Consider the following 14,295-nt stretch of genomic DNA (forward strand, 5'->3'; position numbering starts at 1 on the left):
CGCCCGCACCGCGGCGCACGTCTACCACTGAGGCAAACGGGCCCGCAGTCGCCTGCGGGCCCGCCCTCTCGGTCCGGACCGATCAATAACGCGTGCGCAAGGTCACGCCATAGGTCCGCGGCTCGGCCAGATAGGCCGAGAAGATCTGCCGGCCGCCCGGATATTGCGGATCGGTGAAGGGCGCGCTCGCCGCGCCTTCCTGGAACGGCGAGTTGAACCCGACCTGGGTATAGTTTTCGTTGAAGATGTTCTGCCCCCAGAATTCGATCGACCAGCGCTGCTCGGGCCCGCGAATGCCGATCCGCGCGTTGAAGATCGCATAGCTGTCTTGCTCCTTCTGCGGGAACAGGTCCGAGCCGGTGTTGTAATCGTCGGTCAGGCGCGTGTCGAAATAGACCAGCCCGCTGAGCCCCGAACCGCCCAGATCCGGGGTCCAGGCGAAGGACGCAGTCGCGACGATCTCGGGCGCGTTCGACAGATTGTCGCCCGGCAGTTTCCGCAGTGCCTGGTCGAGCGGCGCGCCCGATGCGTTGCCGACCAATTGGTCGCGATATTTGGTTTCCGAATAGGTCAGCCCCAGCCCGACGCGGATGTCGCGATGCGGTACCAGCGACGCCTCGAGCTCGACGCCCTGCGACAGCACGCCATAGGTCACGTCGCCGCTGCTGCACGCGCCCGTGGTCGCCGCGGCGGCGTTGTAGTTGGCCGTCGCTGCCGGGAACTTGCTCTGGTCGCGGTCGCCGCCGTTCAGGTTGGCGCTGCAGCCATTGACGTTCTGGACGAGGAAGACCGTGCCGTTGAACGTGTTGAGCTGGAAGTTTTTGAACTCCTGCCGGAAGCCGGCGATGTTGAGGCTGAATGGCCCACTCGAATATTTGAGGCCGATTTCATAGGCGTTGACCGTCTCGGGATCGAACTGGAGGTTTCCGACCAGCGCCTGCGTGCCCGCCTGGCCGCCGAACGGCAGGATCGGCACCTTGAGCGCCGAGCGGTCGAGGTTGAACCCGCCCGCCTTGTAGCCGCGCGAGTAGCTGCCATAGACCAGCAGGTCCTCGGTCGGTTTGTACGAGACGATCGCGGTGCCGGTGAATTTGTGCTCGTTGCGCTCGTCGTTGATCGAGACGCCGTTGAGTTCGGCGGTCGAATTGCCCTGGCACGACAGGCCGAGAATGCCGTCGATCACTGCCGTCAATGCAGCGTTCGAGCGAAAGGGCAGCAGGTTGGTCTGGTTTGCGACGCAAGCTGTGTTGTCGTTGCCGAAGGTCGCGTCGAACTTCTTGCGCTCGTTGGTGTAGCGCAGCCCCAAAGTGACATCGAGCCCCTTGGTGACATGGACGATGTTATGCGTAAACAGCGCCCAGTTGCGGCTGTTCTGATTATACACGTCCAGGGTCGACCCGCGATCGTTGATCCCATCGAGCGCGTTGATTGCACCGTAGATCAGCGGACTAGCCGCACCGAACAGCGCCGGGCGCGCGGCGAGGCAGCCTGTCGAAGTCGGGGAATAGAGCGCTGCCAGGGCGCTGCCCGAGATCAGCCGGCAGGTCGCGAACCGGCCATATTGGTTGCCGAAGCGAAGGTTATCGAGGACCTCGAGATCCTCATTGGCGTAATAGCCGCCGATCAGCCAGTCGAGCTTGTCGCTGAACGCAGTGCCCTGCAACCGCAGCTCCTGGCTGAAGGTCTTGAAGCTGCGCGCCGAATTGCCGTCGGGTGCACGGTACAGGATGTCGACGCGGCTGTAATCGGTGTCCGAGCCCTGATCGCTCGAATAGTCCCGATAGCCGGTGATCGAAGTCAGCTTGGCGCCGCCAAGGTCCCAGTCGACCTGGAGCGAAGCGCCCCAATCCTCGGTCTCACCATAATAGCTGCGGCCGGGGCTGACATAGATGTTGCGGCTATAGCCCTCGGTGAAGGCCGCGGCGGGCTGGCCCAGCGCCTGAAGCACGCGAACGATATTGTTCTGCGCGGGGTCGTTGAGCCCGCCGATATATTCATTCATCTGGTTGTTGATGTAGGTCGCCGCGCAGCATTCTTCCTTGCGCTTGGTATAGTCGCCGATCAGCCGGACGGTCAGGTCGCTCGACGGCTCGAACAGCAATTGCCCGCGGACGAAATAGCGGTCGCGGTTGTTGATGTCGCGGTCGTTGGTGAGGTCGTGATAGAAGCCGTCGCGCCGCGAATAGACGCTGTCGACGCGCGCGGCGAGCGTGTCGCCGATCGGCAGGTTGATGAAGCCCGACGCGCGGATCTGGTCGTAATTGCCATAGGTGAATTCGGCACCCGCGCTGTAGACCGGCGCCGGCGCCTTGCTGACGATGTTGATCATGCCGGCCGAGGCATTGCGCCCGCCCAAGGTCCCCTGCGGCCCGCGCAGCACTTCGATACGGTCGATCTCGCCGAGCTCGTTGAGCCCGATCCCCGATCGCGAGCGGTAGACGCCGTCGATGAACACCGCGACCGAGCTTTCGAGCCCGGGATTGTCGCCGACGGTGCCGATGCCGCGGATGCGTGCCGAACCATTGGCCTCGCTGCCGGTCGACGAGACCAGCAGCGACGGCGCGACCTGGTTGAGCTGGCGGATGTCGTTCGCGCCCGATTGCTGGAGCGTCTCGGCGCTGATCGCCGACACCGCGAGCGGCACGTCGGCGAGCACCTGCGCGCGCCCCTGCGCGGTGATCACGACTTCGTTCGAGCTGCCCGGATCGGCGCTTTCCGTAGTATCCTGAGCGTCTTGGGTGTCCTGGGCGTAAGCAGGCGCCGCGAGCGCCATGATCATTGCCGGAGCCGCACAGGCCGACAGAAGGCGTAACCGCATCATCATCTCTCCCACCACGGGCCGGAACACTTGGCGGTTCCATACCCTAAGCTCGAATAACAACCTGTTCGCTAAGAGCCGTCAAGCATAACAAACGTTGCAAAGCGGGACTGGATTGAGGTGTTGCCGGATTGCACCAGTGCGCAGACGGCCGGGCGCAACGGCAAATGTTCCCCTCCCGCAAGCGGGAGGGGAATAGAGACGGCAAGCTCCGCCTTATAATCCTCAATACCCGTTCAACCGCGCGAACCGGTCGCGATGCCACGCCGCATTGCCCCACATCGCCTCGAGCACCCGCGCGCGCTTCAGATAGAATCCCGCCTCATGCTCGTCGGTCATCCCGATTCCGCCATGGAGCTGGACCATCTCGCGGCTGACCAGATGCAGCGTCTCGCCCGCAATCGCCTTAGCAAGACTGACTTCCTGACTGACATTCGCCCGGCCGCTGTCGATCGCCTCCAGCGCGCCCTCGACCGCCGAGCGCATCAATTCGAGCTCGGTGAACATCTTCGCCATGCGGTGCTGGAGCGCCTGGAACGAGGCGAGCACCTGCCCGAACTGGACGCGCGTCTTGAGATAGTCGTTGGTCTGCGCGAACGCGGCTTCCGCCATACCGAGCATTTCCGCGCACAAAGCCGCAGCGGCGCGGTCGGTCGCTTGGGTAAGCAGCTCCTCGCCGCCCTCCAGCTTTACCGCCGGCGCATTGTCGAACCACACCCGGGCATGGCTCCGCGCATCGGTCAACTTGCGCGGGCTCCGCGTGACGCCCGCGTCGCCCTCGACGAGATACAGCCCGTCGTTCGCCGCCACGACGAACAATTGCGCGCTGTCGCCTTCTGCGACGAATTCCTTGGTGCCGCTGAGCCGGCCACCTTCGACCCGCGTCGCGATCCGATCGGGGGCGAAGCGCGGCCCCTCGTCCACCGCCAGCGCCGCGACGATCTCGCCCGCCGCGATCCGCGGCAGCCATTCGGCCTGCTGCGCCTCGGAGCCGCCGAGCAGCAGCGCGCTCGTCGCAGCTGCGGTAGCGGCAAGTGGCGTCGCGGTCAGCGTGCGGCCGAGCTGCTCGAGCACGAGCCCGAGCGACAGATAGCCCATTCCGGCGCCACCCTGCGCCTCGGGGATCAGGATCCCGGCCCAGCCCATTTCGGCCTGCGCCCGCCACGCCGCTGAGTCATAGAATTCGCCCGGTGCCGCGTCGCGCATCTTGCGAAACGCGGTCACGGGGGACTCATTGTCCGCCCATTCGCGCGCCATGTCGCGCAGCATCGTCTGTTCTTCGGTCAGGATTGCCATTTTACTCTTCTCCCTCTCCGATCGGGAGAGGGAGGGAGCCGCGAAGCGGCGGGAGGGTGAAGACAGGAAGAATTCCTGCAGCGACCGCCCTGCCCTCACCCTCCCATCGCTCCGCGATGGGCCCTCCCTCTCCCGATGGGAGAGGGGTTTCGCTGATGATCCAGCATCCCCAGGATCCGCTTGGCGATCACATTGTTCTGGATCTCGCTCGACCCGCCATAGATCGACACCGCCTTGCCGAAGAGCCAGCTGCGCACGTCCTTGAGCGCGTCTTCCTCGAACCCTTCGCCTTCCCAGCCAAGCCCGGCCAGCCCGCGGATCTCGATCAGCAGCTCGGAGCGTTCCTGCATGATCCGCGCACCGACATTCTTCATGATCGAAGTCGCCGCCGACGGCCCCTGATTGGATTTCGCCTCGTCCGCCGCGCGCCGCAGCGTCAGCAGGAAGGCACGCAGGTCCATCTCGTGGCGGACGATCCGGCTGCGCAGGTCGGCGTCGGCGATCCGACCCTGCTCGTCGGCCCCGATATATTTCTTGGCAAGCTGCCCGAGCGGCACGCCGGCGAACATCCGTCCCGCGGTCGATCCGCCGCCCGACAGGCTGCTGCGCTCGTGCTGCAGCAGGCGCTTGCCGATCGTCCAGCCCTGTCCTTCCTCGCCAACCCGGTTGGCCTTGGGGACTCGCACATCGGTGAAGAAGGTCTCGCAGAACGGCGACGAGCCCGAAATCAGCCGGATCGGCTTCACTTCGACGCCCGGGCTATCCATGTCGCAGAGCAGGAAGGTGATGCCTTCATGCTTCTTCGTCTTGTCGGTGCGGACGAGCATGAAGCATTTGTCCGCCCATTGCCCGCCGCTGGTCCAGGTCTTCTGGCCGTTGACGAGATAATGGTCGCCTTGGTCCTCGGCGAAACACTGGAGCGAGGCGAGGTCCGATCCCGCCCCGGGCTCCGAATAGCCCTGGCACCAGCGCACCGTCCCCTTGGCGATCGCCGGGATATGCTCGCGCTTCTGCGCTTCGCTGCCATATTCGAGCAGGGTCGGGCCGAACATCATCACGCCCATTCCGCCGATCGGGTTCCACGCGCCGATCCGCGCCATTTCCTCCTGCAGCACTCGCGCTTCGCCGCGGCTCAGCCCACCTCCGCCATATTCCTTCGGCCAAGTCGGCACGCCCCAGCCCTTCTCGCCCATCGCCGCCTGCCAGGCCGCTTCGTCGGGCGAGTTCTCATGCGGCCCTTCGACCGCGGACATCGCATTGTCCTTGCCCTTCAGCGCGGGCGGGAAATGGGCCGCAAGCCATTCACGGGCTTGCACTCTAAAAGCGTCGAGCGGTCCAGTCGGCGTGTCGATCTCGGCTGCGGTCGCCATCATCCCCTCCATGGCCGGCTTCGGCCTGATTCGAAGATGCGGTATGCCATCGGCGCCGTCAAGCGGGCTCGCGACGAGGTCACACGCCACCTCTTCCCGCCACCCCGGCCTCAAGCCTGGGTCCACCGCGCCGAAGCGATGGAAAAGATCTGAGAGGGCTTCGCGCGCCGCACGGTGGACCCCAGCACCCGGCACAAGGCCGAGGTGGCGTTGAGCCTTTGACGTACCCTAATTGTTCCGCCACAATCGCTGCAAAAGGGGAGACACCGATGCAGTTCCATCACCGTGCGGTGCCGATCGTGCTCGCCGCCGTGCTAATCGACTCGATCGGCTTCGGCATCGTGATGCCTGTGCTCCCGCGGCTGATCGTCCAGCTCGCGCATGTAAGTCTCGAGGATGCCACGCGGATCGGCGGCTACATGCTCGCCGCCTATGCCGGGACCCAGTTCTTCGCCGGCCCGATCCTCGGCACGCTCGGCGACAGCTTCGGCCGTCGTCCCGTCCTGCTCTTTTCGATGCTCGCTTTCGCTGCCGATTACGCCTTCATGGCCGCCGCGCCGACGATCGCCTGGCTGTTCGTCGGGCGGATGATCGCGGGCGTGGCTGGCGCTTCCTACGGCCCCGCCAATGCGGTGCTCGCCGACGTCACACCGCCCGAGAAGCGCGGGGCGACGTTCGGGCTGATGGGGGCCGCGTTCGGCGTCGGCTTCATCCTCGGGCCCGCGCTAGGCGGACTGCTCGCCGGTTTCGGCACCCGCGCGCCGTTCATTGCCGCGGCTGTTCTCGCCGGGCTCAACGCGCTGTGGATCCTGACCGCGCTTCCCGAGACGATGCTTCCCGAACGGCGGCGCAGCTTTCGTTGGGGCAACGCCCATGTCTTCGCCGCGTTCAGGCCGCTCTTCCATGCCGGCAATGCCGGGTGGCTGCTGCTCGCCGCGTTCCTCTGGCAATTCGCGCACATGGTCTATCCGTCGACCTGGGCCTTCTGGTCCGAGATCGCGCTCGGCTGGAACGAGCAGGCGATCGGCTGGTCGCTCGCTGCCTCCGGCCTGGCGATGGCGCTGGTCCAGACACTGGTCACCGGGCGCGCGATCAAGCGCTGGGGCGAGGAGCGCACCGTCGTCCTCGGCATGCTCGCCGGCGGCGCTGTGTTCAGCGGCTATATCTTCGTCCGCCACGGCTGGATGGTTTACGCGCTCATCCCGATCGGCGCATTCCAGGCGCTTGCCTATCCGTCGATCAACGCGTTGCTATCGCGGATGACCGACGCGCAGCATCAGGGCGCGCTGCAGGGCGGGATGGCCAGTCTGAGCAGCATCGCGCTGATCCTCGCGCCGCTGACGCTCAGCCAGGCGCTGGCCTTCGGCGCGGAGCGCGGCTTTCCGGCGGGCAATTTCGTGCTTGCCGCCGCGCTTGCGCTCTCGGCCTTGCTCATCGTGATCGTGCGCGTGGTGCCGCGCGTTAAAACCGCGCCGGCGACGTGAACCGGGCTATTTGACCAGCGGAAAGCCGAGTGCCGTCGTGACCGTGCCCTTGACCAGATCGAGCACGCCGTTGATCGCCTGCTCGGCGGCAACCAGCCCGATGCCCTCGACCGTTCGCAACACCGCGCGCGAATGCTGCATCTGGATGTCGAGATAGAGCGGCGCCTCGTCGGGCAGGATCTCGCCGTCGCGCACCATCTCGGCGATCTGGCGGATCGACAGCGCGATCTTCTCACCCTCGGTGCGTGCGAAACCGCCGGCACTCTTGCCATAGCCGGCGAGCACGCCGGTGATCCTGTCCCCGATCTGCCCTGCCAGCGCTCCGAAATCGAGATCCATCGCCTGTCTCCCTCAGAGCGTACGTTGCTTGACCATCTCGAGCTGCAGGATCGTGCGGACGATCCCCTCGAGCCCGCCGAAACTGTTCTCCATCGCCTTGAGAGCCATGCATTGCCCGTCGCCCACGGGCTGCCCCTCGCGGTTGCGGTGGATCTGTTCGAGATCGACGACCCCCGCTTCGAGCGCCGCGACCTGATCGCTGGTCTGCGCATTCTTGGCGATCGCGCCGACCCGCACGCGCAGATTGGCGATGTCGCCATGGATCGTGCGATAGAAATCGACATGCTTCGAATAGACGCAGTCCGGCGCCTTGTTGGTGTAGATCAGTTCCTGATGAAATGCCGAGAGCTCACCCTGGATCTGGGTCACCATCTCCTCGGTGCGGCTGTCATAGGGCGCGATCAACGACACGGCGCACGAAGTGACGATAGGCAATACTGCCAACGGCGCCATCATCGTCATCAAACGCCACCAGACCGCGCTTGAACAACTCGCCCGCATCGAACGTCCCCCTGATCGCCCGGCCCGCATCATAGCGAGTGCGGGACGGCACTGTCGAATCGATTTCCAGAGCCGCCGCGCGCGACTTTTCGAAAAATGCGTATGGCGTTCGCCGCCGCGCGCGCTAAGGTCGTCCCGATGGGGGCGAGACTATGACTGCCGAGGCGCTGCTGGCACGCGATTTCGCGACGCTGCCTGAGCTCATTCGTGCGCATGCCGGCGAGCGCGGCGCCAAGCCGGCGCTGATCTTCGGTGATCGCACGATCTCCTATGCCGAGCTCGACCGGGTGATGGACCGCATCGCCTTCTCGCTCCAGCGCGACGGCGCGAAGCAGGGTGACGCAATCGCGATCCTCGGCGCGTCCTCGCTCGAATATGCCCTGGTCTTTCTCGGCGCGCTGCGTGCCGGCTGCGTCGCCGCGCCGCTCGCGCCTTCGGCGACCCCCGAGCAGCTCGCCGCGATGGTCGCCGATTGCGGCGCGCCGATCCTGTTCCACGAGGCCGCGCACGATATCCCTGTCCCGGTGCGCAAGGTCGCGTTCGAAGCGCTCGACGCCTGGTTGGGCGACGGCACACCGGCCGCCGTGGCGGTCGGCCCCGACGACCCGTTCAACATCATCTATTCCTCGGGGACCACCGGCACGCCCAAGGGCATCGTCCAGCCCCACGCCATGCGCTGGGTCCATATCGCACGCGCGCCCGCCGGCTTCGGCGACGCCGTGACGATGGTCGCGACGCCGCTTTATTCGAACACCACCTTGGTGAGCTTCTTCCCCACGCTCGGCTGGGGCGGCACCGTCGTGCTGCTCGCCAAGTTCGACGCGCGCGAATATCTGACGCTCGCCGAAAAGCATCGCGGCAGCGTCACCATGCTGGTGCCAATCCAGTACAAGCGGATCATGGCGGATCCCGAGTTCGACCGCTTCGACCTGTCGAGCTTCACGCTCAAGACTTGCACCAGCGCGCCCTTCCCGGCCGTGCTGAAGGCCGACGTGCTCGCGCGCTGGCCCGGCCTGCTCGTCGAATATTATGGCATGACCGAAGGCGGCGGCACCACCGTGCTCCTCTGCAACGCCCATCCCGACAAGCTCCACACCGTCGGCAAGCCGATCGAGGGGCACGACATTCGCCTGATCGACGATGAGGGCCGCGAAGTCGCGCAGGGCGAGGTGGGCGAAGTCGTCGGGCGCTCGGGCGCGATGATGTCGGGCTATCATGGCCGCGCCGGGGCCACGGATGCGGCAACCTGGTACGATAAAGACGGCAATCGCTTCATCCGCCACGGCGATGTGGGGCGCTTCGACGAAGACGGCTTCCTGACCTTGCTCGATCGCAAGAAGGACCTGATCATATCGGGCGGGTTCAACGTCTATCCCACCGATCTCGAAGCGGTGTTGCGCGAGCATGCCAAAGTTGAGGACTGCAGCGTCGTCGGGGTGCCGTCCGAACAATGGGGCGAGACGCCGGTCGGCTTCTATGTCGGTAGCGGCGACGCGAACGAGATCCTTGCCTGGACCAACGCACGCCTCGGCAAGACCCAGCGCCTCGCCGATCTCCGCCGCGTCGACGAGCTTCCGCGCAGCGCGATCGGCAAGATCCTCAAGCGCGAACTTCGCGACCTCTATCGGTGACGCCTATCGCCCAACTGCTCGCCGCGGCACCGCGCCACGCGGGCGGCTTCGCCACCGATATCCCGAGCGACTGGATGCAGGGCCGCACTGCGTTCGGCGGGCTTTCCGCGGCATTGGCGCTGCAGGCCACGCTGGAACTCGAATCCGATCTCCCTCCGTTGCGCTCCGCTCAGATTGCCTTCATTGGTCCGCTCGCCGGCGAAGTGACCGTCACCGCGACCAAGCTGCGCCGCGGCCGCAACGCCGCCTTCATCCAGTCTGACGTCACGTCCGCCGCCGGTCTCGGTCTTCGCGCAACCTTCGTATTCATGGCGCCGCTTGCCTCAGCGATCGAGCATGACCAGGCGCGCCGGGGCGAGGTCACGCCGCCTGCCGCCGACGCGACGCTCTACACCGGCCCCGACAGCTTCTTCACAGGCAATTTCAACTTCTTCGATCCCAAGGCCGAGCTTGGCGCCGCCGAATGGCTGCGCTGGGCGCGGCTGCGCGCACGCGAGGGACTGCATCCGATGGTCGAGCTTCTCGCAATCGGCGACGCCCTGCCGCCGGGAGCGTTCAAGCTTGCCGCCGAGCGCCAGACCCCGCTCAGCTCGCTCAACTGGCAGATCAACTTCCTTACTCCCGAGCCCGCCACCACCGACGGCTGGTGGCTGCTAGGCGCCGCCGCCGACACCGCCCGCCACGGCTATAGCAGCCAGCGCATGTCAATCTGGAACGCTGACGGCGAGCCCGTCGCGGAGGCGATGCAAGGCGTCGCCATTTTTGGCTGAGCCCAAGAAGCCCGTCGCCATTTTGGCTGACACCGCGACAATTTGCGACAACTTGCCCCGCACCTGACAAACCCCTGCGACAGCTCCCCCGTCAAAAGGCGATCAGTCGCGGCACGGCCGCTCTAGTGCTGGAGATCGTTCGATGAAGAAGCCCCTCGCTGCCGTGCTGCTCGGCACCACCCTGCTCGCCGGCAGCGCGATCGCCGCGCCGCAGGATCGTCCGATGGGCGGCGGCATGCTCACCATGTCCGACACCAACGGCGACGGCGTCGTCACCAAGGCCGAATTCCTCGCCGATGTCGACGCGCGCTTCGCCAAGCTCGACGCCAACAAGGATGGCAAGCTCAGCAGGGACGAGCTGCCCGGCGACGGCGAAGGCCGCGGTGCGCGCATGCTGAGCCGGATCGACGCGAACAAGGACGGCGCAATCTCGCTCGACGAGCAGCGCGCCCAGGCCGACCGGCGCTTCGACCGCCTCGACACCAATGCCGACGGCAAGATCGACAAAGCGGAAGGCGACGCCGCGCGTGAGCGCATGCGCGCCATGATGGAGCGCCGCGGCGCCAACTGATCCCGCCTGTGCCGGGCGGCGCCCCTCCCCTCGCCGCCCGGCACTTCTTTTCACGCGCGGAGTTGTTACGGTCGCAACATGTCCGATCTCCCCCATCTCCTTCTTGTCGACGACGAGCGCTCGATCCGCGAGCCGCTGGCGCAATATCTCACCAAGCAGGGATTCCGCGTCACCCAGGCCGGCGACGCCGAAGGCGCGCGCGCGCGGATGGCGGCCTATGCGATCGACCTCGTCATCCTCGACATCATGATGCCTGGCGAGGACGGCCTCAGCCTGTGCCGCCACATCCGCGAGACCAGTGAGATCCCGGTGATCCTGCTCACCGCGCGCAGCGAAGAGACCGACCGTATCGTCGGGCTCGAAATGGGCGCCGACGACTATGTCGTGAAGCCGTTCAGCCCCCGCGAGCTCGCCGCGCGGATCAAGGTGGTGTTGCGCCGCTGGACCGCCGGCGGCGCCAAGCAGCACGCGCCCGAGACCGGCAGCTTCGCCTTTGCCGGCTGGGTGCTCAAGACCGGCGAGCGCGCCTTGGTCGACCGCGAAGGCGTCTCGGTCGCGCTGTCGACGGGCGAGTACAATCTCCTCCACGCCCTGGTGACGCGGCCACGCCAGGTCCTCACCCGCGACCAGTTGCTCGACCTGACCCAGGGCCGCGAGGCCGCCGCGTTCGACCGCGCAATCGACAATCAGGTCAGCCGACTGCGCAAGAAGATCGAGCCCGACGCCAAGAACCCGTCGCTGATCAAGACCGTCTGGGGCGGCGGCTACACCCTCGCCGCGGAGGTGACCCGGCTTTGACCTTGCGTCTTTCCCTACTCCTGCGAAAGCAGGAGTCCAAGGTTACAAATCGTATAGCCTGCGACACTCGGCTCCTACTTTCGCTGGATCACGAATGCGCCGATATCCCCCCGCGCATCGCCACATGACCCGCTTCCTCCCGAAATCGCTCGCCGGCCAGATGGCGCTCCTAATCGCAGTAGCGCTCTTCGCCGCGCAGGCGCTAAACTTCGCCATCGCCGTGCGCGACCGCACCCAGTTTCGCCTCAGCCAGGCGGCCGGCCAGTCGGTCACCCGGATCACCGACGCACTTGAGCGCGAGCGGACCACCGGCCGGCCGCTCGCCGCCAATCGCGGCCGCGTCCGCCGCGTGCCGGCGAACCCGATCCCGGGCAACCTCGAGCGCCGCGACGAAGTCGCCGCCGAACTCCGCTCTCAGCTTGCCGAACTCGGTATCGCCGTCGGCAGGATCGACACCGGCATCCGCCAGGTGAGCGCCGAGGAAAACCGCGACCGCCGCCGCTCCGGTCTCGCCCTCGTGATCGCGATCGAGCAACCCGGGAAGGGCTGGCTCACTACCAATGCGCCCTGGTACCGCGCCGATCGCCGGCTGTTCGCCGCATTGCTCCTCCAGACCCTGATTCTCTACATCGTCATCCTGCTGCCGGTGATGTGGATCGTCCGCCGCATCTCGAAGCCGCTGCGTTCGCTCGCCGGCGCCGCCACTGCCTTCCGTCCCGGTGAAGCTGCCCAACCGCTCGAGCAGCGCGGCCCCAGCGACGTCCGCGCGGTTATCGCCGCCTACAATGCGCTGAGTCTGCGGGTTAACGCGATGCTCGACGAGAAGGACCGCATGCTCGGCGCCATCGGCCACGATCTGCGCACCCCGCTGGCGGCGCTGCGCGTCCGCATCGAATCGGTCGAGGATGACGACGACCGCAACCGCATGGCCGACACGATCGACGAGATGAACCGCACGCTCGACGACATCCTCAGCCTCGCCCGGCTCGGCCGGCCCAGCGAGCCGCCCACGGATGTCGATCTCTCGGCGCTGATCGATGCCGTAGTCGAGGATTTCCGCGACCTGGACCATGACGTCGCGTTCGAAGAGACCGAGCGGCTGAAAATGCACCTGCGCCCCTCCCTGATGCGCCGCGCGGTACGTAATCTCATCGAGAATGCGGTCAAATATGGCGGCGGCGCCGAAGTGCGCCTGCTAGCGGGCGAACGCAGCGTCGCGATCCAAGTCGCCGACCGGGGGCCCGGTATCCCGCCCGACAAGCTCGCCGCGGTGTTCGATCCGTTCACCCGCCTCGAAACCTCGCGCAACCGCGAGACCGGCGGCATCGGCCTGGGTCTCGCGCTTGCCCGTGCGATCGTCCACGATGCCGGCGGCGACATCAGCCTCGCTAACCGCGACGGCGGCGGCCTCACCGCCACGATCACGCTGCCGCGCGGATAGGACTTGGAACAATAGTTCAAGTCTTGACGCAAATCGACAATCGCGCGGGGCGACCTTGTTAACTTGCCTGTTGCTAGTTGGACCTCGGAGGTCCGGCTATGCAGGCAGTCGTTGAACTTAAAAGCTCGCGCCGGCGCGCCGCGTCATGGCGCAATCGACGGCAGGACGAGCGCGTGCCCGCCGATCTCAGGGCCAAGCTGCGGGCGCGGGGCAGCGGCGTGCGGGTCAAGGCAGAGGTCGTCGACATCTCCACCACCGGCTGCAAGCTGCTCACCTGGGAATATCGCGTCGGCGACGAAGTGCTCGTGGCGATCGCGCATCTCGCGGCGGTACCGGCGCAGGTCTGCTGGGTGCAGGACGGCGCCGTCGGACTGCAATTTTCCGAGCGTCTCCATCCGTCGACCGTGTCGCATCTCGGCGGACACTGCCGAAGCTAGGAAATCTGGCGCGCGACGTCGGCGAGCAGGATGCGGGCGATAGGCTGACGGCGCTCGTCCTCGATGTCCAGAAATCCGCGGAGATCGTTCGGCGCGCGCCGCACCCGCTTGTCGACCAGCGCACGCGCGGTGCTGTTCGCCTCCGCAAGCGCGGCGCGCAGATCGGGAAACGTGCCGCCTTGCAGGGCAGCCAGAGACGGATCGGGATCGGTCGTCCGGAGACTGAAGAAATATTGCGGCATGCAACTGAAATGCGCTGCATATCAGCAAGTTGCAGCGATAAACCTGGATCAATACGATTTCGTACCAATCCGCAGAGCTATCGCCAGTTTGTGTGGCCGGCTCTTATCCGGGTAAAGAAAAAGCGCCGGCGGGTAGTCCCCAACGGCGCTTCCTCAAATCGCTCTGGCAGACGATCAGCCGACGATTTCTTCGGGCTTGAAGAAGTAGGCGATCTCGATCGCGGCATTCTCGTCCGAGTCCGAACCGTGCACCGAGTTCGCCTCGATCGACTCGGCCAATTCCTTGCGGATCGTGCCGGGCTCGGCGTTGGCGGGGTTGGTGGCGCCCATGATGTCGCGGTTGCGCTGCATGGCGTTCTCGCCCTCGAGCACCTGCACGACGACCGGGCCCGAGATCATGAACTCGACGAGCTCGCCGAAGAACGGACGCTCTTTGTGAACGGCGTAAAAGCCTTCGGCCTGCTCGCGGGTCATCTGGATGCGCTTCGAGGCGACGACGCGCAGCCCGCCATCCTCGAGCATCTTGGTGACCGCACCGGTGAGGTTGCGGCGAGTGGCATCGGGCTTGATGATCGAAAAGGTCCGGGTCGCGGCCAT

The 14,295-nt window shown here is 66.0% G+C and carries 14 protein-coding genes; 7 read left to right on the top strand and 7 right to left on the bottom strand.

Annotation, left to right across the window (positions count from 1 at the left end; all coding sequences use genetic code 11):
- Window positions 1-82: 82 nt before the first annotated feature.
- The 3 genes from AC3WJI_RS02545 to AC3WJI_RS02555 form a co-directional block, all read right to left on the bottom strand.
- Window positions 83-2,821, bottom strand: coding sequence for a TonB-dependent receptor (locus AC3WJI_RS02545; RefSeq protein ID WP_492755670.1), 2,739 nt, complete (start codon window positions 2,819-2,821; stop codon window positions 83-85).
- A gap of 222 nt (window positions 2,822-3,043) precedes the next feature.
- Window positions 3,044-4,114, bottom strand: a complete 1,071-nt coding sequence (locus AC3WJI_RS02550) for an acyl-CoA dehydrogenase family protein (RefSeq protein ID WP_492755671.1) — start codon at window positions 4,112-4,114, stop codon at window positions 3,044-3,046.
- A gap of 95 nt (window positions 4,115-4,209) precedes the next feature.
- Entirely contained in the window at window positions 4,210-5,484 is a 1,275-nt protein-coding gene (locus AC3WJI_RS02555) for an acyl-CoA dehydrogenase family protein (RefSeq protein ID WP_492755672.1), read from the bottom strand.
- A gap of 269 nt (window positions 5,485-5,753) precedes the next feature.
- On the opposite strand from AC3WJI_RS02555, the gene AC3WJI_RS02560 reads away from it, so the two are divergent.
- Window positions 5,754-6,968: an MFS transporter gene (locus AC3WJI_RS02560; protein WP_492755673.1), complete on the top strand. Its 1,215-nt coding sequence runs from the start codon at window positions 5,754-5,756 to the stop codon at window positions 6,966-6,968.
- A 6-nt stretch (window positions 6,969-6,974) separates the two neighbouring features.
- Here AC3WJI_RS02560 and AC3WJI_RS02565 read toward each other — a convergent pair whose 3' ends face one another.
- Window positions 6,975-7,307 (bottom strand): hypothetical protein, encoded by a 333-nt coding sequence (locus AC3WJI_RS02565; RefSeq protein ID WP_492755674.1) that lies wholly within the window; start codon window positions 7,305-7,307, stop codon window positions 6,975-6,977.
- A gap of 12 nt (window positions 7,308-7,319) precedes the next feature.
- Window positions 7,320-7,751: a hypothetical protein gene (locus tag AC3WJI_RS02570; RefSeq protein ID WP_492755675.1), complete on the bottom strand. Its 432-nt coding sequence runs from the start codon at window positions 7,749-7,751 to the stop codon at window positions 7,320-7,322.
- 209 nt (window positions 7,752-7,960) lie between these two features.
- On the opposite strand from AC3WJI_RS02570, the gene AC3WJI_RS02575 reads away from it, so the two are divergent.
- The 6 genes from AC3WJI_RS02575 to AC3WJI_RS02600 all read left to right on the top strand — a co-directional run bounded on the left by AC3WJI_RS02575 (window position 7,961) and on the right by AC3WJI_RS02600 (window position 13,456).
- Complete coding sequence (locus tag AC3WJI_RS02575) at window positions 7,961-9,439, top strand: class I adenylate-forming enzyme family protein (RefSeq protein ID WP_492755676.1); 1,479 nt, start codon at window positions 7,961-7,963, stop codon at window positions 9,437-9,439.
- Window positions 9,436-10,209: a thioesterase family protein gene (locus AC3WJI_RS02580; RefSeq protein ID WP_492755677.1), complete on the top strand. Its 774-nt coding sequence runs from the start codon at window positions 9,436-9,438 to the stop codon at window positions 10,207-10,209. Before AC3WJI_RS02575 ends, AC3WJI_RS02580 begins: the two co-directional genes overlap by 4 nt.
- Window positions 10,210-10,351: 142 nt before the next feature.
- Window positions 10,352-10,780 carry an EF-hand domain-containing protein gene (locus tag AC3WJI_RS02585; protein ID WP_492755678.1) on the top strand — a complete coding sequence of 143 codons (429 nt, stop codon included), beginning with the start codon at window positions 10,352-10,354 and terminating at the stop codon, window positions 10,778-10,780.
- 78 nt (window positions 10,781-10,858) lie between these two features.
- Window positions 10,859-11,578: a response regulator gene (locus AC3WJI_RS02590; protein ID WP_492755679.1), complete on the top strand. Its 720-nt coding sequence runs from the start codon at window positions 10,859-10,861 to the stop codon at window positions 11,576-11,578.
- 124 nt (window positions 11,579-11,702) lie between these two features.
- On the top strand, window positions 11,703-13,019 hold the full coding sequence (locus AC3WJI_RS02595) for a sensor histidine kinase (protein ID WP_492755776.1): 1,317 nt from the start codon (window positions 11,703-11,705) through the stop codon (window positions 13,017-13,019).
- Window positions 13,020-13,117: 98 nt separating this feature from the next.
- On the top strand, window positions 13,118-13,456 hold the full coding sequence (locus AC3WJI_RS02600; RefSeq protein ID WP_492755680.1) for a PilZ domain-containing protein: 339 nt from the start codon (window positions 13,118-13,120) through the stop codon (window positions 13,454-13,456).
- On the opposite strand, the gene AC3WJI_RS02605 is transcribed toward AC3WJI_RS02600, so the two are convergent.
- The gene (locus AC3WJI_RS02605) at window positions 13,453-13,698 is read right to left on the bottom strand and encodes a DUF6894 family protein (RefSeq protein ID WP_492755681.1); all 246 of its coding nucleotides are present in this window, start codon (window positions 13,696-13,698) and stop codon (window positions 13,453-13,455) included. The two genes, AC3WJI_RS02600 and AC3WJI_RS02605, sit on opposite strands and share 4 nt — an antisense overlap.
- 174 nt (window positions 13,699-13,872) lie before the next feature.
- Complete coding sequence (gene ndk / locus AC3WJI_RS02610; RefSeq protein ID WP_066794654.1) at window positions 13,873-14,295, bottom strand: nucleoside-diphosphate kinase; 423 nt, start codon at window positions 14,293-14,295, stop codon at window positions 13,873-13,875.

The sequence above is a fragment of the Sphingomonas sp. FW306-1B-B10E genome (assembly GCF_058782005.1).

Excerpts from the sequence above, each read along its gene's own strand:
- AC3WJI_RS02595 (WP_492755776.1), top strand. The coding sequence starts at position 11,703 with ATGACCCGCTTCCTCCCGAAATCGCTCGCCGGCCAGATGGCGCTCCTA.
- AC3WJI_RS02605 (WP_492755681.1), bottom strand. The coding sequence starts at position 13,698 with ATGCCGCAATATTTCTTCAGTCTCCGGACGACCGATCCCGATCCGTCT.
- AC3WJI_RS02575 (WP_492755676.1), top strand. The coding sequence starts at position 7,961 with ATGACTGCCGAGGCGCTGCTGGCACGCGATTTCGCGACGCTGCCTGAG.
- AC3WJI_RS02560 (WP_492755673.1), top strand. The coding sequence starts at position 5,754 with ATGCAGTTCCATCACCGTGCGGTGCCGATCGTGCTCGCCGCCGTGCTA.
- AC3WJI_RS02600 (WP_492755680.1), top strand. The coding sequence starts at position 13,118 with ATGCAGGCAGTCGTTGAACTTAAAAGCTCGCGCCGGCGCGCCGCGTCA.
- AC3WJI_RS02590 (WP_492755679.1), top strand. The coding sequence starts at position 10,859 with ATGTCCGATCTCCCCCATCTCCTTCTTGTCGACGACGAGCGCTCGATC.
- AC3WJI_RS02555 (WP_492755672.1), bottom strand. The coding sequence starts at position 5,484 with ATGGCGACCGCAGCCGAGATCGACACGCCGACTGGACCGCTCGACGCT.
- AC3WJI_RS02550 (WP_492755671.1), bottom strand. The coding sequence starts at position 4,114 with ATGGCAATCCTGACCGAAGAACAGACGATGCTGCGCGACATGGCGCGC.
- AC3WJI_RS02545 (WP_492755670.1), bottom strand. The coding sequence starts at position 2,821 with ATGATGCGGTTACGCCTTCTGTCGGCCTGTGCGGCTCCGGCAATGATC.
- ndk (WP_066794654.1), bottom strand. The coding sequence starts at position 14,295 with ATGGCCGCGACCCGGACCTTTTCGATCATCAAGCCCGATGCCACTCGC.
- AC3WJI_RS02585 (WP_492755678.1), top strand. The coding sequence starts at position 10,352 with ATGAAGAAGCCCCTCGCTGCCGTGCTGCTCGGCACCACCCTGCTCGCC.
- AC3WJI_RS02565 (WP_492755674.1), bottom strand. The coding sequence starts at position 7,307 with ATGGATCTCGATTTCGGAGCGCTGGCAGGGCAGATCGGGGACAGGATC.